Origin of the sequence: Aquabacterium humicola (genome assembly GCF_030167915.1) — a bacterium.
GTDB lineage: Bacteria > Pseudomonadota > Gammaproteobacteria > Burkholderiales > Burkholderiaceae_C > Pseudaquabacterium > Pseudaquabacterium humicola.
The window spans coordinates 324,701-349,436 of record NZ_JARGNB010000007.1 but is presented as its reverse complement, the minus strand read 5'-3'; the positions used below and the strand labels follow the sequence as shown (position 1 = coordinate 349,436).

Here is a 24,736-nt window from a genome sequence, read left to right as displayed (position 1 = left end):
CGCTGCGCCATGACACCGACCAAGGCCTGCCCGGTCGTGTTGCGCGGCGAAGGCACCGCCACCGAGATCCTCGCCTTCGTTCATCCGCTGGCCGGCCGGCAACTGGTCAAGGGCACGATCGAGCCGGGCGAGTCGCCCGCGCAGGCAGCGCTGCGCGAGCTCGCCGAGGAAGCCGGACTGCAGGCAACCGTGGCGGCAGGCGCGCTGGGCGACTGGCCCAGCGGCTTTCGCGGCCAGGTCTGGTCCTTCCAGCGGGTGCACTGCGTCGGCCCGATGCCCGATGGCTGGACGCATGCATGCGCCGACGACGGCGGCCATGTCTTCCGCTTCTTCTGGCACCGGCTGCACGGCGCGCCCGGCGCAGACTGGCACGGGGTGTACGTGGACGCGCTGCGCTTCCTGCGCGACGCGCTGGGGCCTCAGCGCGTCGCGAGGTAGGCCGAGTACAGCGGCGCGCTCAAGCTGCGCAGCGCCTCACGGCGTTCCACCAGCGCCTGGTGCTCGCCGCGGCGCTCCAGCCCCAGCAGTTCCAGCAGCAGCCGCAGCGCGCGTTCGGGCGCGCTGTTCTGCGCCGCGGGCGCGTGCGCGAGGCCGGCTTCGAGGTCCGGGCGGTCGATCAGCAGCCAAGCGGGGAACCAGGCCAGGTCGCTTTCGTCGCCGGCGCCGTCGAAGACCGCGGCGAAGCGGCGCACCAGCTGGCACAGCAGCGGGTCGGGCACGGCGCGGCGGGCCAGGTCGGCCAGCGCCGACGGCGCCAGCCACGCCAGCTCGGCGACCACCGGCCAGCAGGCGCCCAGGCCGTGCGCATGCAGCTTGGCCTCGGCCATCCAGGCCAGCGTCTGCGTCTGGCGGCGCCAGTTCTCGATCGACGCGATCGCGCTCGCGGCGGCCTTCCACTGGTGCGCGCGCATGAACAGCGGCGCCGCATGGTCCTGCGGCCGGTCGGGGCGGAACTTCAGCAGCTCGGCGCGCTGGGCCAGCTCGATCCAGTGCGGCGCCAGCCACGCCTGCGCGTCCTTCGTGCCGAACGCGCGCTGCGCCGCCGGGGCGATGCGCTCGTCGAGCTCGCGGCGCGCGGCGGCCAGCGCGTCGTGGTCGAGGAACAGCGCCGTGCACGGCGGAACCAGCGTGGCGACAAGCTCGCGCAGCGCCGGCAGCAGCGCATCGTCGGGAGATTCGGCCGCCAGGCGATCGGCCGCGTCGGCCGCGGCAGCGGCATCACGCCGGTCTATCGCCGCCAGGGCGTCATTGCGCAGCGCAACATCGTGGCTGTGCTCGAAGATGTCCAACTGCGCCGGCCGCTCGAATGTCACGTTAGGCCCTCCTTGACGCGTGGAAGGCGGCTGGCGTGCGTGCCGGGCCGCCGGGGGAGAGCCGTGATGCTACCCAATTCGGTGCATCGCGGCGCAAATCCCCGCTCAGGATAGGCGTTACGGAACCCGGCGTTACAGGTTGCGCGCGATCACCTCCTTCATGATCTCGTTCGTGCCGCCATAGATGCGCTGCACGCGCGCATCGGTGTACATGCGCGCGACCATCGTCTCGTTCATGTAGCCGTAGCCGCCCCACAGCTGCAGAAGCTCGTCGAGCACGCGGCCCTGCGTCTCCGAGCCCCACAGCTTGGCCATCGACGCGGTGGCGGTGTCCAGCGTGCCGGCGACGATCGCCTCGACGCAGCGGTCGACGAAGGCGCGGCCGGCCATGATCTGCGTGGCGGCCTCGGCCAGCTTGAAGCGTGTGTTCTGGTAGGCGGCGATCGGCTGGCCGAAGGCCTGGCGCTCGCGCACGTAGGCCAGCGTCGCGTCGTAGGCGCCTTCCATGCCGGCGAGTGCCGCGACGCCGATGATCAGGCGCTCGTACGGCAGGTCGCTCATCAGCTGGAAGAAGCCCTGGCCCGGCTCGCCGCCAAGCACCTTGTCGGCCGGCACGTGCAGCTCGTCGAAGAACAGCTCCGAGGTGTCCTGGGCCTTCATGCCCATCTTGTCGAGGATGCGGCCGACGCGGAAGCCGGGGGTGCCGGCCGCCAGCCCGGGGTCCTCGTCGGAGGCCCGCCCGGTGTCCACGATCAGGATCGACGTGCCGCGCGCGCCCTGGGTCGGATCGGTCTTGCAGACCACCAGCACCACGCCGGCGAGGTAGCCGTTGCTGATGAAGGTCTTGCTGCCGTTGATCACCCAGTGGTCGCCGCGGCGCTCGGCGCGCGTGCGCACGGCCTGCAGGTCGGAGCCGGCGCCGGGCTCGGTCATCGCGATGGCGCCGACCAGCTCGCCGCGCGCCAGCTTCGGCAGGTAATGCCGCTTCTGCGCATCGGTGCCGTGGTTCAGGAAGTAGTGCGCGACGATCGAGTGCACCGAGGTGCTCATGCCGGTGAGCGCGCGGCGCGCCATCTCTTCGTCGAACACCGCCTCGTGGCGGAAATCGCCGCCGGCACCGCCGAATTCGGACGGGATGTCGGTGCACAGGAAGCCGAGCTCGCCCGCCTTGCGCCACAGCGCATGGCCGACATGGCCGCGCTTGCGCGCCGCTTCGTCGCCGGGCAGCACCTCGGCTTCGATGAAGCGCACGCACGCGTCGCGGAAGGCCTCGAGGTCGGGATCGCTCCAGGAGCGCGTGAATTGCAGCGGCATGGTCTCGCACCCTCCCCGCTTCACGCGCGGGGCGGTGCGAGCTTAGCGCGGGCCGGATGGGTCGCCGGCTGGGCCGCCGGACGGGTCGCCGGACCGCGCCGGCCGACGATCAGGCCGCGGGAACCCGCAGCACCTGGCCCGGATAGATCTTGTCCGGATCCTTCAGCATCGGCTTGTTGGCATCGAAGATCTTCATGTACGCATTGGCATTGCCGTACATCTCCTTGGCGATCTTCGACAGCGTGTCGCCTTCGTGCACCGTGTACAGGCGCGACGGCGGCTCGGCCTGCGCCGCGGCCGCCGGGTTGACGGCGCCTTCGGTGGCCACGGTGAGCTCGTCGCGCACGACCTCGACGCCGTCGACGTTGCCGCAGGACAGCACCACCTTCTCGCGCGTGGCCTGGTCGGGCACCTCGCCATGCACTTCCACCGTGCCGCTCGGGCCGTCGAAGCTGACCTGCAGGTTCTTCACCGGCAGCTGCTGTGCACGGATGTACTCGGCGATCGCCCGCGCGGCATTCGCGCTCATGCCGCCGCCGGGCGCGGTGGCCGGCGCCGCCTTGGCTTCACCGCCGCCGAACAGCTTCTCGCCGGCGTTCCGCAGGAACTTGAACAGGCTGCTCATGGGCTTGTCTCCGTGTGATCGTGTCGGGAGACGGCTTATGGGCAAGCGGTGTGCCCGGGCGGGCGTCCGGGCGTCAAGGGCCCGGCCCGGAAAATTCGGTCAGAAGCCGAGGCGCTTGAAATGGGCGTCGAGTGCGGCGGCGGCGTCCCGGCGGCGGGTGGCCGTGCCGGGGGCCGCGTCCGACTTCATCGAGGCCTTGCGCGGTGCCCTGGTGCTGTTGTCGGCCTGGTGGTGCTCGGACGCATCGACGCCGGCGACCGTTGCGACCGGCGGCTCGGGCTGGAATACGACGTGCTGAACGAGCGTGGGCGCGCGCGAGGGGTCGCGGCGCCGGCGCAGCTTGGGCACGGACGGGGGCTCCGCATCGACAGCGGTGTGGTCGACCCGTTCCGCTTCCCGCGGCGGGGTGGGCAGGGCCGGCGCCTGCAACGTGAAGACCTTGGGGGCCTTGGCCGGCGTGGTGGGCACGTCTTCCTGCGCCACATCGGGCCCTTCGACGAGGCGGCGGCGCTTGAACGTGACGGTGGGGCCGGACTCCGGCGCTGTCGGACCCCAGGGGGACGTTGCTGTCGGGTACGCCCCCTCGTCAGGAGCTTGCGTGCTGGAGCGGCCGAGGCCGAACTGCGGGGCCAGGAAACCGTGATTCATCGTTTCGCGATGGGAAGGAAGACGGGAATGGAGCGTTGGGGAGGATAACAGTCGGCAGGGCTTTGGCGCGCGGCATTGCCATTGACGTTGCTTATTGCGTGCGATGGCGCTGGGCGAAATGCGACGATCCGCTCCCCGCGCATGGGAGGGACAGGTCGGGCGGTAGACTGCGCCAGCGACACCGTGGCTTGCCGGGAGGTCAGATGCATCTAGCGATGGCAACCATTCGCGCGGCAAGACTCAAGGATCAAGTCCGGGAGCTTGCGGGCCAAGTTGTCTGGGCGATAGTGAGCTCGGGCATCAGCGAACGGCACGTGCACTTCCGACGCCACCGCAATCTCGATCTGCCTGCGGGACTCGAGCACATCGATCTGACCGCCGCTGCCGCACAGGGCGCCTCGCCGCTGAAGGATTGGGATTCCCATGGCACGATGATCGCCGGCATCGTTGCCGGCGAAGTGCTGCGAGGCGAGGGCACGCTCGAGAACGGCCTGCCGCTTCCGCCCCAACTGGGCGGCGCCAGACGCAAAGCCAAGTCGTCACCCATTCGTGAGCCGCTGCCGGATCTGTCGGGCGTGGCACCCCCGTGTCGCCTGCTCTCGGTCAAGGTGCTGGGACCCGACGGGCAAAGCGATGACGCCACGATCCTCGAAGGCCTGCGAAGACTCCAGGCCATGAACGATTTCGGGCGCGTGCACAGAGTTCACGGGGTTCTCTTCGCTCTTGGCGGCGAGTTCGACTCGTCGATCTACCCCTGTGGCATGAGCCCCCTGTGCGTTGAAATCGACCGCATGGTCCGAATGGGCATCTGCGTGGTGGTCGCGGCAGGCAATGAAGGCTTCATCGAAGCACATGGCGGCGACGAACGGCCATCCCTCAGATTGGGTTCGATTGACGATCCTGGCAATGCGGAACTTGCAATCACCGTCGGATCGACGCATCGCGAGATACCTGAGACGGCAGGCGTTTCTTACTTCTCGAGCAAGGGCCCGACCCGGGACGGGAGACTGAAGCCGGACATCGTTGCACCGGGGGAGCGGATCGTTTGCTGTTGCCCCAACGAGTCGGCCAAACGCACGGCACCGACATCAGGCTACACGCAGAGCAGTGGTACGTCGTTTTCAGCAGCCATGGTGGCCGGCGCCGCGGCGGCGCTTCAGGGCGCATTTCCTGGGCTCATCGGGCGGCCGCTGGAGGTCAAGCGAATCCTCTTGGACAGTGCGCTCGACCTCAAGCGCGATCAGAACTTTCAAGGGCGCGGCCTTCTGAACCTGGAGGCGGCATTCGATATGGCAAGGAGCCGTTTCGGGCCAATCGCCGCACCGCAGCCGCAGACGGCTCATCGCGACACGATCGCCGTAGCACGCCATGCCGCACGAGCCGATCAAGGCGAGCGACCCGCGAAGCGCATCGTCGTTCGACTGATGTGCAGTTATGCCCATGCAGACCTGACGCTCTGGGAGGAACTGCAGAAGCACCTGGCCGGGCTCAAGCGCCAGGGTTTGCTGGAAACCTGGTACGACCAGGAGATCGATGCGGGGTCGGAATGGGAGAAGGCGATCAAGCAGAGGCTGGAGGACAGTGATGTGTTCATCATGCTGATCTCATCGCACTTCCTGGCCTCCGACTACTGCTGGAGCACCGAGATGACGCGGGCCCTCGAACGCCACAATGAAGATGCGGCAGTGGTCATTCCTGTCATCGCTCGCCCATGCGACTGGGAGGCGGCTCCCTTCGCCAAGCTTGAAGCAGTGCCGCGCAAAGGAAAGCTCCCGGTCACGTCGTTCGACGATCAGCATGAAGCCTGGTCCGAAGTGACGAAGAAGGTTCGCGCCGTCGTCGAACGATTGGTGGAAGAGGGTCGTTGACAATGAGGACCCGAGCGCAGAAACGCCCTGCCGCTCGTAGGTGAGCGCGTCGCGGTCGTCGGCCTCCATGCCGAAGTGTTCATTCGGGGGTGGAATCTTTGTGGACCAGCCGCAGTTGCGCCTGCACCATGGCGTCGTGAATCTTTTGCTGGAACACCTCGCGCGGGGGGAGCACGGTGAGGTACTCGGCCACGTGAATGCCCGACTTATCGAGCTCCAGCAGCTCGATCTGCTCGTGCTTCTTGCCGGTGCACAAGATGATGCCCAGCGGCGGCGCGTCGCCCGGCTCCTGGTCGTTCTTGGCCAGCCAGCGCAGGTACAGCTCCATCTGGCCCTTGTACTCGGCCTTGAACTCGCCCAGCTTCAGCTCGATGGCCACCAGCCGGCGCAGCTTGCGGTTGTAGAACAGCAGGTCGAGGTAGAAGTCGTCGCCATCGAGCTGGATGCGGCGCTGCCGCGCCACGAAGCTGAAGCCGGCCCCCAGTTCGAGCAGAAAGGTTTCGAGCTCGCGCAGGATGGCGTCTTCGAGGTCTTTCTCCAGGTAGCGGTCGTGCAAGCCCAGGAAGTCGAGCACATACGGGTCCTTGAGCACCAGGGCCGGCGTCACCTCGCCCTTGGCGTGCAGCGCATCCAATTCAAGGCGGGTCAGCTCATCGGGCTTGCGAGACAGCGCCGTGCGCTCGAACAGCATCGAGTCCACCCGATCGCGCAAGGTGCGCACGCTCCAGCGGTCGAGGCTGCACATCTGGGCGTAGAACTCGCGGGCCAGCGGGTCCTTGAGGGGCAACAACGCCAGGAAATGCGACCAGCTCAAATGTCGTGACAGCGTCACGACCTTGTCTTCATCGGCAAAGAGCTCGGCGAACTGCACCATGCGCCGCAGGTTCTTCTCTTCGAAGCCACGCCCGTAGTCGGCCGCCAATTGTCGCGACAGCGTCACGACAATCTCGGCGCCGTAGCGAGCCCGCTCACCGCCCAGTACCTCGTGGCGGATGCGCGCGCCGATGCGCCAGTACATCAGGGTGAGGCTCGCGTTCACGGCGGCCGCGGCCGCCCGCCGGGACTGCTCGATCAAGCCGCGCAGATCGGCCAGCAGCCCGGCCGCATCCACCGCCGCCGCGCGGGCCTGCGGCTTCGCGGCCGGGGGTTTGGCCTTGCTCATGCGGGCTCCCTGGCCTTGCGGGCCCGGGGCTTCTGCTGGGTTGCCCGAGCATCCCGTTCGGCGCGGATGCGTTCCAGCAGTACCGAGGCCGGTTCGTCGTTCGGGTCCTGCGGCACGGGCTGGCCGGCGAAGGCGGCGCGGAGGATGTCTTGGCGTTGGGCAGTGGATTGCTTGAGGGCAAGAGCGATGGCGTTCTCCTGTGCAGCAACCTGGTCCAGTACAGATTCAACCAACCGCACAACTTCTGTCATTTCCGCCGGCGGCGCCAATGGCATTTGCGATGCTCTCAACGATGGACTTGTTCAGCGCGGGTTGGTTGTTGCCGCTGGCCCCTCGACGAGTTTGTTCGTACTGGGACCAAAGCCAGCAATACACAATCGAGCGGGGTGCAGGGTCGGCGTTGTCGGTGAAACGGATGATCTCGCCCGTGGCTTCGATCACGCCGCAGGCCGTGCGATTGACGAAGAGCACGTAATCGGCCGGGCCGGTGTCGGTGGGGTACTCGCGCACCGCCACGCCAACCCCAGCGGCGAGGTTGAGCTGCCTCATGTCTTGAACAACCCAGCCGGCGATTTCCAGCTTCTGGTCAATCTGCTGCCGCGCTTTGGCTTCAGGTGTCATGTCACGCGCCACTCCCCCAGTGCCGATCATGTCGATCGGTAGATCGTCTACTACAGTTCACGCGCCAAAATGCGGCATTCGACCCAACTGACCCTCTGCAGCGTTGCTGCGCTTTGGGGTCAGCTCGGCGCCGCGCTCGGTACGGCGCCCGAGACGCCTGCGTGCGCAGTGCCACCCATCGCAAGGCTCAAAACGGCGAATCGATGGCCTTTGCCCGCCGCGCTCGTCCGCCCGAGAACCAACTCATGGACTCGTTGCTCGCCTGGCCGGACTCAATGGCCGCGATGTCGCGCGCCTGCTGTGCGCGCTTGGCAGCCCAGAGCACGCCTTCCGGCCGCTGGCCGCCCGCCATCTCGCCGCGCAGCAGCACAAGCAACTCGCCAAGCGACAGGTCGCTTTGCTCGACCATGGCGCCCAAACGCACCCAGTGGTTGATCTGTTGCGACGCCGAACGTGACAGGATCTCGCCTTGGCGCTGCGCGTGCTCGAACAGCTCGGACGAAATGCGGATCGACTTGCTGCTCATGCCCGGGTGCCCGGTTCGTGTCGTCACGGCCCACTCATCACCGGCGGCTGCGACAGATCCGCGTCGATGTTCATCAGCACACTCGCCAGCTCCAGCTTGCGCCACAGCGACGGCGGCATCGCCATGATCCCCTCGGGCGTGCGCGCGCGGGTGATCCACGCGCCGATCTGGGCGTGCTGGTCGTCGGTCAGCAGCCTGCGGTCTCGCATCTCGTCAAGCGTCTGCATGGTCGCGCCCTCCTCGCTGCGTTGATAGATGGCCGTTTCAAGCATGCAGGATGCCAGAGTTCGGCGCCGGCCCGCAGGACGTCGCGCTTCTCTTCTTCACGCCTCACCCCGCCCTCAACCGCTCCACCAGGAAGTCCACCGCCACCCGCACCTTCGGAATCTGGTAGCGGGTGCGCAGGTACATCAGGTAGATGCCCGCCTCGCCGCCGCGGCCCACCGACACCGGCTGGTCCATCGTCACGGGCAGCAGCTCGCCGCGCTGCAGGTACGGCTTCAGGCCCCATTCGGGCAGCAGCACCAGGCCGCGGTGCTGGCAGGCCATCGCGATCAGGGCGGCGCCGTCGTTGCTGATGAAGGCCGGCGGCACGGCCAGCTCGCGCCAGCCGTCGTCGTCCTGGCCGTGCCACTTGATGAGTGCGTTCGGACCGCGGTAGAGCAAGGCCTGGTGGTCCTGCAGGTCGTCCAGCGTGCGCGGCATGCCCTTGGTCTTCAGGTACTGCGGCGACGCGGCCAGCATGAAGTGGTTGGGATCGAGCTTGCGCGCGACGACGCGCCCTTCGGGCTGACGGGTGCCGCGGATCGCGATGTCCACCTGGTCGCGGCCGAGCTCGACCACCGCGTCGCTCAGGTGCAGGTCGAGCAGGATGTCGGGGTAGCGCGCGCTGAAGTCCTGCAGCGCCGGCAGCAGCAGCACCTGCCCGTAGCTGGGCATCGCGCTGATGCGCAGCGTGCCGCTGGGCGTGCTGCCGCGCTGGCCGACCAGCTCCCCGGCATCGTCCAGCTGGGCCAGGCCGGCGCGCACCTGCTCGACATACTGCGCCCCCAGCTCGGTCAGCCGCACCGTGCGCGTCGTGCGGTGCAGCAGCTCCACGCCCAGCTCGGCCTCCAGGTCGGCGATGCGGCGCGAGATCGACGACGCCGGCACGCCGAAGGACTTCGCGGCGCGCGAGAAGCTCAGCGTGTCAGCGACCTTCAGCAGGTAGTGCATCGCGCGCAGCTTGTCCATGGCGTCCCTCCTGGCGTCTCTTGCTGAATCCCGGCGGGTTCAGGCGCCGGGGCCTGGTTGTCGCCGGCTTTGTTGTCATTCCGACAAAAGAATTTGGCGACTGCGACGGATTCCCTCACGAGTCAGTTTGCCCGAGCATTCACACACCGCAAACTAACCGGCCCTTCATCGTGCTCAAAGCCCAGTACACCCAGCGCGGCCCGGTGCCGCAAGACGTCATCGCCGCCGTGCCCTTCGAAGCCCCCGCCCTCGCCGCCGGCCAGGCGCTGGTGGCCGTGCTGGCCGCGCCGATCAACCCGAGCGACGTGCTGACGCTGACCGGCCAGTACGGCATCCTGCCGCCGCTGCCCGCGGTGGGCGGCAGCGAAGGGGTCGGGCGCGTGGTGGCGCTGGGTCCGCAGACCGAAGGCCCTGCCGTCGGCCAGACGGTGCTGCTGCCGCCGGGCAGCGGCACGTGGGCGACGCACCTGGTGGCCCCGGCCGCAGCGCTGGTGCCGCTGCCGAACCAGGCCGACCCGCAGCAGCTGGCAATGCTGACCGTCAACCCGCCGACCGCCGCGCTGCTGCTCAGCGATTTCGGCCATCTGCAGCCGGGCGACTGGCTGATCCAGAACAGCGCCAACTCCGGCGTCGGCAGCTACGTGACGCAGCTGGCGAAGCAGCGCGGCTTCAAGACGGTGAACGTGGTGCGCCGCGAGTCGGCCGTGGCCGGCGTGCAGGCGCAGGGCGGCGACGTGGTGGTGGTCGATGGCGACGACCTGGCGGCGCGCGTCAAGGCCGCCACCGACGGCGCGGCGATCAAGCTGGGCATCGATGCCGTCGGCGGCGCGGCCACCATGCGGCTGGCGGCCACGCTGGCCGAAGGCGCCACCGTCGTCAACTACGGCGCGCTGAGCGGCGAACCCTGCGTCGTCTCGCCGCGCGAGCTGGTCTTCCGCGACATCACGCTGAAGGGCTTCTGGCTGGCACGCTGGTACCGCATCACGCCGCCCGCCCGCACGCGCGCGCTGCTCGGCGAACTGGCCGGGCTGATCGCCAGCGGCCAGCTCCGCACGGCCATCCAGGCCACCTACGACGTCTCGCAGATCAAGGAAGCCGTGGCCGCTGCGGCGTCGGGCGGACGCGACGGCAAGATCCTGATCGTGCCGCGGCACGAGGGCTGAACGGCACGCGCCCCGGTCGATTGCGCCGGGGTCCGGGCCGCGCCGGATCCACCCGCCTCGACGCCGCTCGCGAATGGGCTTGACCCGCGCTTGACCCCGTTCGCGCTTCTCCGCCGTGCAACCCGACGAGCCCGCTCCGCGGCTCGTCGACGTTCACTGGAGAAACCATGTCGAAGGCGCCCTACCGCCGTCTGTTTCCGTTCGCGCTGTGCACCGTGGCCGCGGCGCTGCTGGCCCTGCCGCTCGCGCAGGCCCAGGCCACCCCGCCCGAACGCCGCAGCACGCTGGCCGACCAGCAGTCGGTCGCGGTGACGATCTACAACGAGAACCTCGCGCTGGTGAAGGACACGCGCAGCGTGAAGCTCGACGGCGGCGCGAATGCGCTGGCGCTGCGCGACGTCAGCGCGCAGATGCAGGCCAAGACCGCGCTGCTGCGCAGCATCACGCAGCCGGGCGCCTTCGAGCTGCTGGAGCAGAACTTCGACTTCGACCTGCTGACGCCGGCCAAGCTGCTGGAGAAGGCGGTGGGCCGCACGGTGCGTGTGGTGCGCACGCACCCGACCACCGGCGCCGAGACCATCGAGACCGCCGAGGTGCTGGCCGCGAATGCCGGCGTGGTGCTGAAGATCGGCGACCGCATCGAGACCGGCCTGCCCGGGCGGCTGGTGTTCGACGGCGTGCCGGCCACCTTGCGCGACCGGCCGACGCTGGTGACGCAGCTGCTCAACAAACGACCGGCCGGCGCCCAGACACTGGAGCTGTCGTACCTGACCGGCGGGCTGTCGTGGCAGGCCGACTACGTGGCCGAGCTGAGTCCCGACGACAGGTCGCTCGATCTCAGCGGCTGGGTCACGCTGACGAACCGCAGCGGCACCGCCTATCCGAACGCGAAGCTGCAACTGGTGGCCGGCGACCTCAACCGTGTGCGCGAGGAGATGCGCCCGGCACAGGACCTGATGCAGCGCAAGGCGCTGGCCGCCGCGCCAGCCCCGGCGCCGATGGTTCAGGAGTCGCTGTTCGAATACCACCTGTACACGCTGGGCCGGCCGACGACCATCGCCGACAACCAGACCAAGCAGGTCGCGCTGATGAACGCGGCCGGCGTGCCGGTGAAGAAGGAGCTGCTGCTGTCCGGCGCGGCGCACTACTACAGCGATTCGGTCGGCGAGATCGGCAAGAAGCTGAAGGTCGGCGTCTTCGTCGAGTTCGGCAACAAGGAAGCCTCGCGCCTCGGCATGCCGCTGCCCAAGGGCGTGGTGCGGGTCTACAAGCGCGACGGCGCCGGCAATGCGCAGTTCGTCGGCGAGGACCGCATCGACCACACGCCGAAGAACGAGACCGTGCGGCTGAAGCTCGGCGAGGCCTTCGACGTCACCGCCGACAAGAAGCAGACCGACTTCAAGCGCCGCGAGCCGACCAACCGCGCGAGCTACGTCTTCGAGAGCGCCTACGAGCTGGTGCTGCGCAATGCGAAGACCGAGGACGTCACGGTCACCGTGCGCGAGCCGGTGCCGGGCGACTGGACGATGCTGCAGGAATCGCACAGGCACGCGAAGGTGGCTGCCGGCACCGCCGAATGGCAGGTGAGCGTGCCCGCGGGTGGCAGCACGACCTTGAAGTACCGGGTGCTGGTGCGGTATTGAGCGAGTCGGTCGGACGGGCGGGTGCTAACGCGTGATTGGCGCGTCGTCGTACGAGAACCGGTCGCGCTGCAGCCAGCGCTGCGCACCGGCCTCGTCGAGCAGGCCCAGCGCCTGCGCGATTGCGGCGGCGAAGGTCGCGCGCGCCCACCACTGCGCGGTGATGAAGGGTGGGTCGACCACCAGGTCGGCGCGCTCGAAGCGCACGCCCGCGAAGATCGGATCGGTGCAGGCCAGCACCTCGGGCGTGGTGTGCTCGGCGGTGTAGTTGTGCGTCGCGCGCCGGCCGACGAGCAGCCCGCTGCGCGCCAGCACCAGCACGCCGGCACAGATGCCGGCCAGCAGCGCGCCACGTTCGCGCGCACTGCGCAGCACCGCGTTCGCGTGGCCGGGATCGATGATCGAGTCCGGGTCGCCGCCGGGCACGATCACCGCCGCCAGCGGCCGGCCGACCGCATCGTCGTACCGGCCATCGGCGAGCAGCCGCGTGCCGTTCGACGCGGCATGCGGCGCGCCGTCGGGCGTCAGGACGTGCAGCGCGCAATGCGGCGCCAGCAGTTCCAGCGCCGGCGCGATCTCCCCGAAGATGCAGCCGGGGTACAGCAGCACGGCGACGTCGGGACGCATCGTCAGGTTCCTTGGGGCAGCGAGTCGTGACCGCCGACTCTACGACTGCGCGTCGCGCTGGTATTCCTCGGCCGGCGCCGACTGCTCCTGCGCCGGCCGCGTGCGGTTCGGCGGCGGGAACGGCGGCGGGAAGCCGACGAAGCACATGAAGACCAGGACCGGCAGCAGCACGTAGAACAGCGGCCGCTTCCAGTTGAGGTTGATCTTCATCGCCACCACGTGGGGGCTGGGCCGCGTACGCACAGGCCCGGAATTTCAACCCCCTATCACCGCGGATGGGTGGAGGCGCGTCAGAGGCAGCCGTCGGCAGATGGTGGATCGGGATCACCATAGCGCAGCCGCAACAGCGGCACCTGCGCTGCGGCCGCAGCGCCTGCGGCCGGCGGGGACGCCGGACCGGCGACCGGCGCGACCGCCAGGCTCAGCACGAAGGCCTGGCCGTAGCTCGTCTCGCACAACCACGGCAGGCGCGGGCCGCCGAGCGCACCGATCAGCATCGGCACCGTGTCACCGTGGCCGACCACCAGCACGGTGCCGCGCTGCGCACGCACCGCCTGCACCAGCTCGGCGATGTGCGCCGCGCCTTCGCCGCGCCGCGCGGCGACCACCTGTGGCTCGATGCCGAGCCGGCGCGCGAGCGGCTTCGCGGTCTCCTGCGTGCGGCGGAACTGCGACGTCACGATCGCCGTCACGCCGGACGAGCCGAGCGCCTGCGCCAGCGCCTCGGCGCGGCGTTCGCCGGCCGGCGACAGCGAGGGGTCGCCCACCGGTTCGCTGCCCTTGTCGGCATGGCGCACCAGGATGACGAGCGATGGCTGCGCTGTTGCTGCGAACGCGCCCAGGCCGAGCGCGGCGGCGACGAGCGCCCGCGCCGCGAGGGTCGCGAGTGCCGCAATGGCCGGGAGGGCCGGGAGGGCCGCCGGCGCCCCGCCAGTCGGCGTCGATCGGCGCCGCGTCACGGGGTGCGCCGGGGCGCCGCCGGCACGGTGCCGGGATAGAACACGCGGAACTCGTGCAGCTCGTAGCGGAACACCTTCGCCTGCATCGACGGGTCCTGCTGCATCATCGCGTTCGCCGCGTCGGCATTCGGCGCGCGCAGCAGCACCAGGCCCTTGTCCGCATAGCGCGCGCCCATCACCAGGTGGCCCTCGTCGCGCAGGCGCTTCAGATTCATCGAGTGCTCGCGAAAGTGCGCCTGTTCCTGCGGCGGTTTCGCCGCGTCCCAGGCCGGGCCGGTGGTGATCTCGACCGCGAACAGCGCGCCGGCCGGCGCCTCGGCGGCGGTGGCTGCGGTTTGCGCGTGCGCGGCCGCGCTCAGCACGGCCGTGGCGGCCAGGGTCAGCATCAGGGACGTGGACTTCATCGCGGATCTCGCAGGCTGGCAACGGCGGCGGCGTGAAGCATAGCCGCCGGCCGGCACGCGCCGGCACGCCGGGTCCGGTCCCGCATCAGGCCGCCGGCCCGAACGGCGTGCCGTCCTTGCGCCGGTAGACGGGCACGCCGTTGGCCACCTCGACCGCGAGGTCGTCGTCGGGATAGACCGCCCGGTCGCCGCTCTGGCGGTCGCCGACCTCGAGGTACCAGACGTCCGCGGCGCTGTCGTTGCGCAGCTGGTGCGCGTTGCCGCTGCCGGCCTTGAAGCCGGCGCACATGCCGGGCTCGAGCCGCGTCTCGCCGGCATCGGTGCGCAGGGTCGGCGTGCCTTCGAGCACGTAGATGAACTCGTCCTGCCGGCTGTGGTGGTGCCGCACCGACGACACCGCGCCGGGTTTGAGCCGCGTGAGGTTGACGCCGAAGTTGCTCAGGCCGAAGACCTCGCCGAGGCGTCGCTTCTCGCGGCCCTTGACCATGGCCGCGAAGGGTTCGGGGTAGGCGGTCTGCCGCGGATGCAGTGCGACGTCGAGGGCGCGCAGCGCGGCGGGGGTCGAAGGGGTCGACATGGCGGATCAGGGAACCGGTCGGATGCCGATCCTACGTGCCCGTGGTCGAGCCGGCGGGGCAACGTCGGTGCCGGCAGGGCAATGCGCCACCGCCGGCCGCAGGCTGGCTACGATCAGCTGATTCGCCGCCATCGAGCCCCTTCCGCATGTGCCGCAACATCAGGACCCTGTTCAACTTCGAGCCGCCCGCCACCGAGCTCGAGATCCGCGACGCCTCGCTGCAGTTCGTGCGCAAGCTCAGCGGCTTCACCGTGCCGTCGAAGGCCAATGAAGCGGCCTTCGAACGGGCCGTGGAGGAGGTCGCGGCGAGCGCGCGCACGCTGATCCGCTCGATGGTGACGACGGCCGAGCCGCGCAACCGCGAGGTCGAGGCCGAAAAGGCCCGCGCCCGCTCGGCCCAGCGCTTCGCGTCGGGGTGAGCGGCCGGCACGCGGCGCTTCGCGCGCCGCGTCAGGCCGTCGGCGGCCGGTCCGCCCCGGCTGCGTCGACGGCGCCGTGCCAGGCCTGCAGCGCGGGCGCGATCTGTTCCAGCGACGAGAAGGCGCGCACGCCCGGCGGCGTGCGCCGGTGCAGCGCGGCACACGCGCCGCCCGCCCACAGCGCGGTCTGCGCGGGCAGCAGTTCGCGCAGGTCGCGCAGCGCGTGCAGAACACTTTCACCATGGGCCGCCGCGGACATCGACAGCGCGACGATGTCGGCCCGATGGTGGCGCGCGGCCTGCGCGATCTCCGGCACCGGCACCTGCGTGCCCAGCGAGACGGTGCTGCAGGCCTCCACCGCCATGATCGACTGCGCCATCAGCAGGCCCAGGCCGTGCAGCTCGCCCGGCAGCGTGCACAGCAGCACGCGCGGCGTCCGGCCCGGCGGCAGCGATGCGAGCGCCGTCCGCAGGACCACCTGCACGACCTCGCAGTAAAGGTGCTCGCCGGCGACGCTCAAGTCCCCGCGCGCCCAGGCCTCGCCGACCACCGTGGTCAGCGGCGCCACCAGGTTCAGCACCAGGCCGCGCAGGCCGTGCGCCACCAGGGCCTGCGACAGCGCCGCGCGCAGCGCCTCGACATCCTGCGCGACCACCAGCGCTGCCAGCGCCTGCAGCCGCGGATCGTCGGGTGACGCACCCGCCGGGCCGCCCGCCGCGCGGCGCTGTTGCGGCCGTTCGAGCAGCGCAGCGAGCTCGTCGGCGCTGCAGCGCATCAGCGCGCCCGGCCGGTGGCCGGCGTCGAGCAGGCGCTTGAGCACACGCAGGCGCATCACCTGGTCGGGCGGGTAGATCCGGTCGCCCCCGGCGTCGCGCTGCGGCGCGGGAAAGCCGTAGCGCCGCTCCCACACGCGCAGCGTGTCCTTGGGCAGGCCGGTATCGCGCTCCACGGCGGCGATGGTCATCGCGCCCGCAGCGGTGTTTCGGCGGGAAGGCATCGGCATGTCTAGGTCAATTTTTGCATGTATTTGCTGAAATCGACAGTTACATTGAAACTTACACTCAACTTGTCCAGGACAAATGACGACAAAGCACGCTGGACTCGCTGGCGCACCCGAAGCGCCCCGCGAGCCCGTCCGAGCAACCGCACGCGAAAGGATGAACACATGAAGAGCCTGATGGACTGGAGGATCGGCGTCCGTCTGAGCCTCGGTTTCGGGATCCTGCTGGCGCTGCTGCTGACCGTGGCCCTGCTGGCCATGGGCCGCATGGCGCAGCAACAGCATCGCATCGAGGAGATCGCCCAGGACAACGCCGAGGTCAAGCTGGCCGACGCGATGCGCATGGCCCTGAGCCAGATCGCCCTCGGTGCCCGCAACATGGTGCTGCCGGCGAACGCGCAGAACCGCGGCGCCGAGCGGGACAGCCTGCAGGCAGCGCGCACAGAGTACGACGCGGCGGAGGCCCGGCTGGCGCAGTTCATCGCGCGCCCCGAGAAGGACCCGCGGGCGAAGGAACTGTTCGCGCGCATCCAGCAGCTGAAGGTGCAGGCGCGGCCGCTGATGGACCGCGTGGTGGACCTGGCGGCGGCCGACGACGTGGCCGCCGCCACCCGCCTGCTGCTGGAGGAGGCGCATCCGGCGCAACGGGCGTGGATGCTGGCCACCGGGGAGCTCGTGGCGCTGGAGTACGAGCTGAACGATCGGGCGGCCGCCGCGGCCGCCGAAAGTTATCGGGAGGCGCGCCTGCTGATGGTGGTGCTGGTGGTGGCGGCCGTGGGCGTGGGCGTGGCGGCCGCGTGGCTCATCACCCGCTCGATCACCAAGCCGGTCGAACAGGCCGTGCTCGTCGCGCGCACCGTGGCCGCCGGCGACCTGAGCCTGCAGATCCGGGTGGACCGTCGCGACGAGACGGGCCAGCTGCTGGCGGCACTGCAGGACATGACCGACAGCCTGCGCCGCGTCGTCGGCCAGGTGCGCGCCAGCAGCGACAGCATCGCCACCGCCTCCGGGCAGATCGCAACGGGCAATGCCGACCTGAGCCAGCGCACCGAAGAGCAGGCCAGCAACCTGCAGCAGACCGCGGCCTCGATGGAACAGCTGACCAGCACCGTGACGCAGAACGCCGAGACGGCACGCCAGGCGACGCAGCTGGCGGCCTCGGCCAGCAGCGTGGCGGCGCGGGGCGGCGACGTGGTGGGCCAGGTGGTCGGCACGATGGAGCAGATCGCCGCGTCGAGCCGCCGCATCGCGGACATCATCGGGGTCATCGACGGCATCGCCTTCCAGACCAACATCCTGGCGCTGAATGCCGCAGTGGAGGCCGCGCGCGCCGGCGAGCATGGCAAGGGCTTCGCGGTGGTGGCGTCCGAAGTGCGCGGCCTCGCGCAGCGCAGCGCGGAAGCGGCGAAGGAGATCAAGGACCTGATCGGCGAGAGCGTGGGCAAGGTGGAGCTGGGCAGCCGCCTCGTCGCCGACGCCGGCACGACGATGCGCGACATCGTCGCGCAGGTGCAGCAGGTGACCGCGCTGATCGAGGTCATCAGCGCCGCGACACAGGAGCAGAGCACCGGCATCGGGCAGGTCGGCATGGCCGTGGGTCAGCTCGACGAGGTGACGCAGCAGAACGCGGCCCTGGTGGAAGAAAGCGCCGCCGCGGCGGAGAGCCTGAGCCAGCAGGCCCGCGAACTGGTGCAGGCGGTCAGCGCCTTCCGGCTGGCGGCCGAGCCGGCGTAGCGCGGCGCGGTCAGGCCGGCGGCGCCGTCAGGCCAGCGCCGCCGCCCAGCCGGCGATCACGTCGGCCAGCGCCTGCAGCACCTGCGCATCGGTGCGGCCGGACTTCGCGCGCACGTGGAACGCGTGGTCGGCGTCGTCGAACCACTGCAGGCTCGCGCGCTCGCCCAGCGACCGCACGACCTCGGCCAGCAGCGCCGCATCGGCCAGCTCGTCGCGCGTGCCCTGCAGGAAGAGCATCGGCAGCTGCACGTTCGCGAGGTGGTCGGCGCGCTGCTTCGCGGGCGCGCCGGCCGGGTGCAGCGGGAAGCCGACGAAGACGAGGCCGCGCACGCCGGCCAGCGGCGCGGCCGCCTGCGCCTGCGAGCTCATGCGGCCGCCGAAGGACTTGCCGCCGGCCAGCAGCGGCAGGCCGGGCCAGCGCCGCGCGGCCTCGGCGACCGCGGCGCGCACCGCGGCCTGCGCGACCGGCGGCGGGTCGACCCGCTTGCTGCCGCGTTCCATGTACGGGAACTGGTAGCGCAAGGTCGCGATGCGGCGCTCGGCCAGCGCGGCGGCGAGCGCGGCCATGAACGCATGCTGCATGCCGGCGCCGGCCCCATGGCCGAGCACATAACCCGCGATCGGCGCGGCCGGTGCCTGCAGCAGCGCGGACACCTCGCCCGCACCGGGCACCTCGAATCGCAGCGCTTCGACGGTGCTCATCGGCCGCTCGCCGGGGCGCTCACGGCTGCAGCCGCCGGTAGGCGCTGTAGTGCCGCAGCGCGCCCTGCATCTGGCCGAGCTCCTCGTGCAGGCGGGCGGCGTTGAAGTGCGCGTCGGCGAGCTCGGGCGCCAGCGCGAGGCAGGCGTTGTACGCGGCCAGTGCGTCGAAGGGCCGGCCGTCGTCCTCCAGCGCGATCGCGCGGTTGAAGTGCAGCAGCGGCTCGTCGGGCATGGCCGCCAGCGCGGCGTCGTAGACCGCCAGCGCGTCGGCCGCACGGCCGTGGGCGCCGAGCAGCACGCCGAGGTTCAGCGCCGCGTTGACATGGCCCGCGTCCAGCGCCAGCGCCTGCCGGTAGGCGGCTTCCGCGCCGGCGGGATCGGTGCGTTCCAGCCGGTCGCCGCGCCGGAAGCAGGCGTCGGCATCGTCAGCTGGCGCTGCAGCAGCCTCGGCAGGCAGCGCAGCGGCCTCGGCGGTTGCCGCGGCGGCCGGCGCCGCGGGCAGCGCATGCTCCAGGAAGGCCACCGTGCCCGACCCCGCCGCGGCCACCTCGAAGTCGATCAGCAGCTGGCCGTTTTCGGCATTCCACGCGGTCGACCCCTCGCGCACCGCGACGTCGCTGCCGACCGCGGTGATGCGCAGCCCCGACAGCGGCACTTCCTGCGGCAGCCGCGCCTTCAGCTGCTTCAGCGAGCTCAGCACCCGCCGCGCCGGGATGCGCGCCGCGCGCAGCTGGTAGGCGGTGCGCAGCAGCACGACGTCCTGGAAGGTGAAGCGGTATTCGTTGCGCGCGCCGCGCGAGGGTGCGACGAAACCGGCCTCGATCAGCCCGGTGATGACGCCGCGGCCGAGACCCAGCATCTCCTCGAGGCGCTTGAGCGTGTAAGGCGCGTCGGGTGTGTCACCGCGCGCGGGCGGCTTGGTCACTTGCGGGCACGGGCGCGCGCGGGCGCGGGTGCGGCAGCCGCCGCTTCTTCCACCACCGCCGGTGCGCGCTTCGCGGCCTTGCGCTCCTTCAGCGCGCCGGCGGGAATGGCGTCGACCGTTGCCGGCGCCGCGGCGGGCTTCGTGGCCTTGGCCGCCGCCTTGCCGGCCTTCGCGCCACCGCCCAGGCTGGCGCGCAGCGCTTCCATCAGGTCGATGACCTGCGCGCCTTCATGCGCCTCGGCGCGTTCGGAGGCGACGATGTGCTTGCCGGCGATCTTCTCGTCGATGGCCGCCAGCACGCGCTTCTTCTCCTCGTCCTGGAACGCCGTCGGGTCGTAGCTGTCCTGCGAGATCTGCTCGATCAGCTGCAGCGCGAGGTTCAGCTCGGCATCGGTCACCGGCACCGGCTCGATGCCCAGGTCCTTCATCGAACGCACTTCCTCGGCGTACAGCAGCTGCTGCAGCACCAGGCCGTCCTCCTGCGCGCGCACCTGCACGACGTACTGCTTGGCCTTCCAGCTCCAGCGCGCCAGCGCGCAGCGGCCGCTCTTGCGCATCGCGGCCATCAGCAGCGCATAGGGCTTGCCGCCGCGCTTGTCGGGCGCCAGGAAATAGGCCTTGTCGTAGTACAGCGGGTCGACCGACTTCTCGGGCACGAAAGCGACGATCTCGATGACGTGCGTCGACGCCTCCTCCAGCGCCTTCAGCTCGTCCGGCGAGAACAGCACGAAGCGGTCCTTCTCGAACTCGTAGCCCTTGACCATCTCGGCCCGCTCGATCACCTGCCCGGTCTTGTCGGACACGTACTGCTGCTTCAACCGCGAGCCGTCCTTCGACAGCAGGTTGAAGCGCACCGTCGACGACGATTCGGTCGCCGAATACAGCTTCACCGGGATCGACACCAGGCCGAAGCTGAGCGTCAGGGAGGCGATGGAACGGGCGGCCATGGGCAAGTGCTCCTGAGGCGGCGCAGCAGCAAATGGCGCGCCAGCCGATCGCAGTCGGGGATGGGCGCAGCATAGCGGCGCCCCCTGCACGCTGGAAAGCGCGAGGCACTGTCGCGACCGGCTGGACGGTGCACAGCGTGGCGTCGGCATCACAGGGTTATCCCTTGGGTTCGACCCGTGGAACGCGACGAGGCGCCGTGCGGGAAGCGCCTGGAACGCCCCCCGGCCCTGCGGGCGCCCGGCGCACAATCGCTTACTGGCATCCGTAACGCAGCGGAGGCGACGATGGCACGGACGAGGCGCGCGGCGGTTTTTCTGACGCTGGTGCTGGCGGGGTGTGCGCTCGCGGCGGGCCCGTCCGCCGCGGCAGACCCGTCGCCCGCGCCGGCGGCACCGGCGGCGGGCCCGATCGCCGGCTTGCCGATCACGCTGGGCGACCCGGTGGCCCGCGTGCAGGCGGGCCTGGGCACCACCGTGCCGCCGCAGCCCTACCTGAGCAACTCGGGCGAGGACCGCGGCGAGCAGGTGCTGCGCGTGCCGGGCACGGGCGTCACGGTGCTCTTCAACCGCGACGGCCTGGCCAGGATGATCGTGCTGCAGCCGCCCTTCGCCGGCGCGGTCGGCGGCCTGCGGCTCGGGGACGATGCGGCCCGGCTCAAGGCCCTGCTCGGCGAACCCGGCCGGCCCGGCGTGCCGGCCGGCCTGTCCGACGCGGCCCGGCGGGCCGCCGAGGAACGCATCCGGCGCCAGCACCTGTACGAGCTGCCCTCGGGGCACGGCGCCCTGTTCGAGACGGACACGGCGGGCCGCATCACGCTGGTCTCGCTGTACCCGCGGCGTCCGGCCGCGCCGCTGGGCATCGGCACCGGCCGGCCCCCCGCCGCGACGCAATCCGCGCAACGCGATGCCGCGTCCGCGGCCTCATCGTCCGGCTGCGACGACCCGCTGCTCGAGCGCGACCGCTTCACGGTCAGCGAGCTCGAGATCGTCGATGCGAAGACCTCGCTGGTCTGGTTCCGTTGCCCGGCGCTGTGGGTGGGCCCGGGCGGCACTTGCGACAAGGCGATGGTGCTGCCGTCGCAGACCTGGGCCAGCGCGATGGAGGTGCCGCGCAGCGCGCCGCGGCGGCGCAGCGCATGGCGCCTGGCGTCGGTGGAGGAGCTGGACACGATCGCCGCCAAGGGCTGCGGCCACCTCGTCAACCCGTCGTTCATCGAGATCATGTTCGACACCGTCTGGACGCGGTCGCGCGCCGGCGGCAACCTGGTCTGGCGTTATGGCGTGGACCGCCAGCGCGTCGAATCGCCGGTGCTCGGGCGGCCGGAGGAACTGTTCGCGCAGACGATCTATGTGCGCGATGCGCCCTGAGCGCGCGGGGCGACGGCAACGCCGCCCGCTGCATGCGGTGCGCGCGCTGCACGCGCTGCGGGCGCTGCGGGCGCTGCGGGCGCTGCGGGCGCTGTTGTTCGCCGCGGCGCTCGGCGGGCCGCTCGCGCCGGCGCTGGCGGCCGAGCCCGATCCGGTGCGGCAGCGCCAGGCGCAGGAAGCGCAGCAGCGCGGCGACCATCGCACCGCCGCAGCGCTGCTCGAGCGCGAGGTCGACACGATGCGGCGCGCGCACGGCGACGACGACCCGCAGACGCTGGGCCTGATGGGCGACCTCGCCGACGTCTACCTGGCGCTCGGCCGCATCGGCGAGGCCCTGCCGCTGGCCGAGCGCACGGCGGAACGCTCGCTGGTGGCGCTCGAGCGCGGCCATCCGGACACGCTGGCCGCGATGGGCCGGCTCGCGCAGCTGCTGCAGCTCAGCGGCCGCGGCGACGACGCAATCGGCTGGTCGGAACGGGCGCTGGCCCTGGCCCGCGAAGTACGCGGCCACGAGTCGCTACCGGCGCTCGACGCGATGACCACGCTGGCCAACCGCTACACCAACGCCGGCCGCTTCGGCGAGGCGCTGGCGCTCGAGCAGCAGGCGCTGGCGCTGGGCCGCCGGCTGCGCTTCGAGAACCACCCCGACACGCTGGTCGCGATGGGCAACCTCGCGTCCACCTACCGTCGGCTCGGGCGCTTCGAGGACGCGGCCGAGTTCGAGCAGCAGGTGCTGCGGCAGTTCGAGCGCAGCCAGGGCGAGCGCGCCGACGTGACGCTCATCGCGATGAACAACCTCGGCGGCACCTACGCGGCGCTGGGCCGCCATGACGAGGCCGCGGCGCTGCACGAGAAGGTGCTGAAGGCGCGCACCGCGGCACGCGGCGAGCGGCATCCGGACACGCTGGGCGCGATGCTCAACCTCGCCGGCGACCTGCAGTCGCTGGGCCGGCTGCCGGAGGCGCTGGCCTTGGCCGAGCGCGCCCGCACGCTCACCGGCCAGGCGCTCGGCGAGCGCCATCCGACCTCGCTCGCCGCCCTGGACCTGCTGGCGGACCTGCTGCGCGCCACCGGACGCCCGGCCGAGGCGCTGCCGCTGCGCGAACGGCAGCTGGCGCTGTCGACCGAGCTGCACGGACCGCAGCACCCGGCCACGCTGGCGGCCATCGGCGCGCTGGCCTTCGAGCTGGCGCTCGCAGGCCGCATGCGGGAGGCGACGCGGCTGACCGACCGCTACGTCGACGGCGCCGAGCACCAGCGCACGCTGCCCGGCCTGGCGGCGGAGGACCGGCGTGCGCTCTTCGCGAGCCATGCGCAGGTCTACCGGCTGTTCTCGGTGTTCAACGCGCTCGACGGCGACACGCCCCGCGGCTGGCGACTGGCCGAGCTCGGCAAGGCGCGCTCGCTGCTCGACGGCATGACGGCCCAGCGGGCCGCGCGCGCCGGCGTGCTGCCGCCCGCCGACCGGGCCGCACTGGACGCGCTGGTGCGGCAGCTGGGCGAGCTCGACCAGCGCCTCGCGCTGGCACCGACGCTCGAAGCCCGGCAGGCGCTGGAGCCGTCGCGGCTGGCGCTGGTGCGGCAGCTCGAGACCCTGCAGGCGGCGCTGCGCGATCGCCACCCGAAGTACGCCCGGCTGAGCGACGTGCGCGTCGTCGACGCCGCGCGACTGCCGGGCCTGGTGCCGGCGGACGCCATCGCGATCAGCTACCTCGTCGACAAGGACTGGGTCTGCGCCTGGCTGGTCGGGCCCGACGGCGTGCCGGCCTTCGTCGACCTCGGCGCGATCCCGAACCTGGCGCAGCTGGTGACGATCGCGCGCCGCGGCGCCGAGCGCAACGGGCCGCTCGCGCTGGCGCTGGCGGCCGACGGGCAGCGCGCCTGGCGCCTCGCCAACGGCGGCTTCGTGCTGCGGCCGGCCGCGCAGGCACCGCCGCCCGGCGCCGTCGAATTGACCGATGCCACGCAGGTCAACGGCCTGCTCGGGCAACGGCTGCTGCTGCCGCTGGAGCAGCGCCTGCTGGGCCGGCGCCGCTGGATCATCTCGCCCGACGGGCCGCTGGCGCTGCTGCCCTTCGAACTGCTGCCCTTCGGCGGCGCGCACCGCACGGTGCTCGACGTCGCCGACGTGCACCTGACGCAGTCGCTGTCGGTGTTCGCGCTCGGCCGCGAGCTGCAGGCGCAGTACGAGCAGGCCGGACCGCGGCGCGCGCTGCTGGCGATGGGCCACGCGCAATACCGCCCGGTGCCCGAGCGCGTGCGCGAGCGCCGGCGCGCGGGCCTGGCGCCCGCGCTGAGGGGCTTGGTGGGCCAGGTGGGTCTGGTGGGCCTGGAGCAGCTGGACGGCCTGTGGGAGCCGCTGCCGGGCACCGAGCGCGAGGTCAAGGCGGTGGCCCGGCTGTTCCCCGGCGCCAGCAGCGTCTACCTGGGCGAGCAGGCCACCGAGCAGCAGCTGCAGGCGCTGAACGCGGCGGGCGCCTTGCGCGGGTACCGCTACCTGCTGCTCAGCGCGCACGGCTACGTCTCGCACGAGCAACCCGCGCTCTCGGCCATCGTGCTGGGGCTGACGCGCCGCACGCCGCAGGCCGATGGCTATGTCACCGCGGCCGAGTGGCCGGCCTACGACCTGCGCAGCGACGTCGCGGTGCTGTCGGCCTGCGAGACCGCGCTCGGCCGCGTGGTGGGCGGCGAAGGCGTGATGGGGCTGCCGTTCGCGCTCTTCGTCGCCGGCAACGTCAACACGGTGCTGACGTTGTGGGCGGTCGACGACGAGGCGACCGTCAGCTTCGTCACCCGCCTGTTCGCCCGGTTGCAGAAGGGCCAGCCGGCGGCGCAGGCGCTGGCCGACACCAAGCGGGAACTGGCGCGTGACCGCCGCTGGTCGCACCCGCGCTTCTGGGCGCCGTTCGTGCTGGTGGGTCCGGGCTGAACGGCGCGCGGCCGCCAGCTCCGGCCGCCCGC

The 24,736-nt window shown here is 71.2% G+C and carries 27 protein-coding genes; 8 read left to right on the top strand and 19 right to left on the bottom strand.

Translation table 11 applies throughout. The features are described 5' to 3' along the window. Positions 1-9: 9 nt before the first annotated feature. A complete protein-coding gene (locus tag P1K89_RS26770) occupies positions 10-438 on the top strand; it encodes an NUDIX hydrolase (protein ID WP_284619594.1) in 429 nt (142 codons plus the stop codon). Here P1K89_RS26770 and P1K89_RS26765 read toward each other — a convergent pair. The 4 genes from P1K89_RS26765 to P1K89_RS26750 form a co-directional block, all read right to left on the bottom strand. Continuing rightward, complete coding sequence (locus tag P1K89_RS26765) at positions 420-1,313, bottom strand: hypothetical protein (RefSeq protein WP_284619593.1); 894 nt, start codon at positions 1,311-1,313, stop codon at positions 420-422. The genes P1K89_RS26770 and P1K89_RS26765 overlap by 19 nt on opposite strands. A gap of 132 nt (positions 1,314-1,445) precedes the next feature. Further along, a complete protein-coding gene (locus P1K89_RS26760; protein WP_284619592.1) occupies positions 1,446-2,627 on the bottom strand; it encodes an acyl-CoA dehydrogenase family protein in 1,182 nt (393 codons plus the stop codon). Between the two features lie 109 nt (positions 2,628-2,736). Then, entirely contained in the window at positions 2,737-3,252 is a 516-nt protein-coding gene (lysM, locus tag P1K89_RS26755; RefSeq protein WP_284619591.1) for a peptidoglycan-binding protein LysM, read from the bottom strand. Positions 3,253-3,351: 99 nt separating this feature from the next. Beyond that, positions 3,352-3,900 carry a hypothetical protein gene (locus tag P1K89_RS26750; protein ID WP_284619590.1) on the bottom strand — a complete coding sequence of 183 codons (549 nt, stop codon included), beginning with the start codon at positions 3,898-3,900 and terminating at the stop codon, positions 3,352-3,354. 215 nt (positions 3,901-4,115) lie between these two features. Between P1K89_RS26750 and P1K89_RS26745 the strand changes: the two genes are divergently transcribed. Then, on the top strand, positions 4,116-5,768 hold the full coding sequence (locus P1K89_RS26745) for a S8 family serine peptidase (protein ID WP_284619589.1): 1,653 nt from the start codon (positions 4,116-4,118) through the stop codon (positions 5,766-5,768). 79 nt (positions 5,769-5,847) lie between these two features. Here P1K89_RS26745 and P1K89_RS26740 read toward each other — a convergent pair whose 3' ends face one another. From P1K89_RS26740 to P1K89_RS26715, 6 genes are all read right to left on the bottom strand, one after another. Then, the gene (locus P1K89_RS26740) at positions 5,848-6,930 is read right to left on the bottom strand and encodes a PDDEXK nuclease domain-containing protein (RefSeq protein WP_284619588.1); all 1,083 of its coding nucleotides are present in this window, start codon (positions 6,928-6,930) and stop codon (positions 5,848-5,850) included. Further along, positions 6,927-7,181: a restriction endonuclease subunit S gene (locus P1K89_RS26735; protein ID WP_284619587.1), complete on the bottom strand. Its 255-nt coding sequence runs from the start codon at positions 7,179-7,181 to the stop codon at positions 6,927-6,929. Before P1K89_RS26735 ends, P1K89_RS26740 begins: the two co-directional genes overlap by 4 nt. After that, positions 7,156-7,551 (bottom strand): hypothetical protein, encoded by a 396-nt coding sequence (locus tag P1K89_RS26730; RefSeq protein ID WP_284619586.1) that lies wholly within the window; start codon positions 7,549-7,551, stop codon positions 7,156-7,158. Before P1K89_RS26730 ends, P1K89_RS26735 begins: the two co-directional genes overlap by 26 nt. Before the next feature lie 187 nt (positions 7,552-7,738). After that, positions 7,739-8,077 carry a TA system antitoxin ParD family protein gene (locus P1K89_RS26725; protein WP_284619585.1) on the bottom strand — a complete coding sequence of 113 codons (339 nt, stop codon included), beginning with the start codon at positions 8,075-8,077 and terminating at the stop codon, positions 7,739-7,741. Positions 8,078-8,100: 23 nt separating this feature from the next. Beyond that, positions 8,101-8,349 carry a hypothetical protein gene (locus P1K89_RS26720; protein ID WP_284619584.1) on the bottom strand — a complete coding sequence of 83 codons (249 nt, stop codon included), beginning with the start codon at positions 8,347-8,349 and terminating at the stop codon, positions 8,101-8,103. Positions 8,350-8,407: 58 nt separating this feature from the next. Continuing rightward, positions 8,408-9,310, bottom strand: a complete 903-nt coding sequence (locus P1K89_RS26715) for a LysR family transcriptional regulator (RefSeq protein ID WP_284619583.1) — start codon at positions 9,308-9,310, stop codon at positions 8,408-8,410. Between the two features lie 170 nt (positions 9,311-9,480). On the opposite strand from P1K89_RS26715, the gene P1K89_RS26710 reads away from it, so the two are divergent. Continuing rightward, positions 9,481-10,473: a zinc-dependent alcohol dehydrogenase family protein gene (locus tag P1K89_RS26710; protein ID WP_284619582.1), complete on the top strand. Its 993-nt coding sequence runs from the start codon at positions 9,481-9,483 to the stop codon at positions 10,471-10,473. 167 nt (positions 10,474-10,640) lie between these two features. After that, the gene (locus tag P1K89_RS26705; RefSeq protein ID WP_284619581.1) at positions 10,641-12,116 is read left to right on the top strand and encodes a DUF4139 domain-containing protein; all 1,476 of its coding nucleotides are present in this window, start codon (positions 10,641-10,643) and stop codon (positions 12,114-12,116) included. Between the two features lie 24 nt (positions 12,117-12,140). Here the strand turns inward: P1K89_RS26705 and P1K89_RS26700 are convergent, their stop codons facing one another. The 5 genes from P1K89_RS26700 to P1K89_RS26680 form a co-directional block, all read right to left on the bottom strand. Next, entirely contained in the window at positions 12,141-12,740 is a 600-nt protein-coding gene (locus P1K89_RS26700; protein ID WP_284619580.1) for a DJ-1/PfpI family protein, read from the bottom strand. Positions 12,741-12,779: 39 nt separating this feature from the next. Then, positions 12,780-12,950 carry a hypothetical protein gene (locus tag P1K89_RS26695; protein WP_284619579.1) on the bottom strand — a complete coding sequence of 57 codons (171 nt, stop codon included), beginning with the start codon at positions 12,948-12,950 and terminating at the stop codon, positions 12,780-12,782. Positions 12,951-13,030: 80 nt separating this feature from the next. Continuing rightward, a complete protein-coding gene (locus P1K89_RS26690; protein ID WP_284619578.1) occupies positions 13,031-13,699 on the bottom strand; it encodes a histidine phosphatase family protein in 669 nt (222 codons plus the stop codon). Next, positions 13,696-14,103: a YciI family protein gene (locus tag P1K89_RS26685; RefSeq protein WP_284619577.1), complete on the bottom strand. Its 408-nt coding sequence runs from the start codon at positions 14,101-14,103 to the stop codon at positions 13,696-13,698. Before P1K89_RS26685 ends, P1K89_RS26690 begins: the two co-directional genes overlap by 4 nt. 85 nt (positions 14,104-14,188) lie before the next feature. Continuing rightward, entirely contained in the window at positions 14,189-14,680 is a 492-nt protein-coding gene (locus P1K89_RS26680; protein ID WP_284619576.1) for a cupin domain-containing protein, read from the bottom strand. Between the two features lie 146 nt (positions 14,681-14,826). On the opposite strand from P1K89_RS26680, the gene P1K89_RS26675 reads away from it, so the two are divergent. Then, positions 14,827-15,099: a DUF2277 domain-containing protein gene (locus P1K89_RS26675; protein WP_284619575.1), complete on the top strand. Its 273-nt coding sequence runs from the start codon at positions 14,827-14,829 to the stop codon at positions 15,097-15,099. A 31-nt stretch (positions 15,100-15,130) separates the two neighbouring features. Here the strand turns inward: P1K89_RS26675 and P1K89_RS26670 are convergent, their stop codons facing one another. Further along, complete coding sequence (locus tag P1K89_RS26670) at positions 15,131-16,096, bottom strand: MerR family transcriptional regulator (RefSeq protein ID WP_284619574.1); 966 nt, start codon at positions 16,094-16,096, stop codon at positions 15,131-15,133. A 168-nt stretch (positions 16,097-16,264) separates the two neighbouring features. Between P1K89_RS26670 and P1K89_RS26665 the strand changes: the two genes are divergently transcribed. Then, on the top strand, positions 16,265-17,833 hold the full coding sequence (locus tag P1K89_RS26665) for a methyl-accepting chemotaxis protein (RefSeq protein ID WP_284619573.1): 1,569 nt from the start codon (positions 16,265-16,267) through the stop codon (positions 17,831-17,833). A gap of 27 nt (positions 17,834-17,860) precedes the next feature. Here P1K89_RS26665 and P1K89_RS26660 read toward each other — a convergent pair whose 3' ends face one another. From P1K89_RS26660 to ku, 3 genes are read right to left on the bottom strand one after another with little or no spacing between them, the layout of a single operon-like run. Next, a complete protein-coding gene (locus P1K89_RS26660) occupies positions 17,861-18,535 on the bottom strand; it encodes an alpha/beta hydrolase family protein (protein ID WP_284619572.1) in 675 nt (224 codons plus the stop codon). 19 nt (positions 18,536-18,554) lie between these two features. Continuing rightward, positions 18,555-19,460, bottom strand: a complete 906-nt coding sequence (locus P1K89_RS26655; protein WP_284619571.1) for a tetratricopeptide repeat protein — start codon at positions 19,458-19,460, stop codon at positions 18,555-18,557. After that, the gene (ku, locus tag P1K89_RS26650; protein WP_284619570.1) at positions 19,457-20,407 is read right to left on the bottom strand and encodes a non-homologous end joining protein Ku; all 951 of its coding nucleotides are present in this window, start codon (positions 20,405-20,407) and stop codon (positions 19,457-19,459) included. The genes P1K89_RS26655 and ku overlap by 4 nt, the downstream gene beginning before the upstream one ends. A gap of 285 nt (positions 20,408-20,692) precedes the next feature. On the opposite strand from ku, the gene P1K89_RS26645 reads away from it, so the two are divergent. After that, positions 20,693-21,775 carry an Lcl C-terminal domain-containing protein gene (locus tag P1K89_RS26645; RefSeq protein WP_284619569.1) on the top strand — a complete coding sequence of 361 codons (1,083 nt, stop codon included), beginning with the start codon at positions 20,693-20,695 and terminating at the stop codon, positions 21,773-21,775. A gap of 37 nt (positions 21,776-21,812) precedes the next feature. Beyond that, positions 21,813-24,704 carry a CHAT domain-containing tetratricopeptide repeat protein gene (locus P1K89_RS26640; RefSeq protein WP_284619568.1) on the top strand — a complete coding sequence of 964 codons (2,892 nt, stop codon included), beginning with the start codon at positions 21,813-21,815 and terminating at the stop codon, positions 24,702-24,704. Positions 24,705-24,736: the final 32 nt, after the last annotated feature.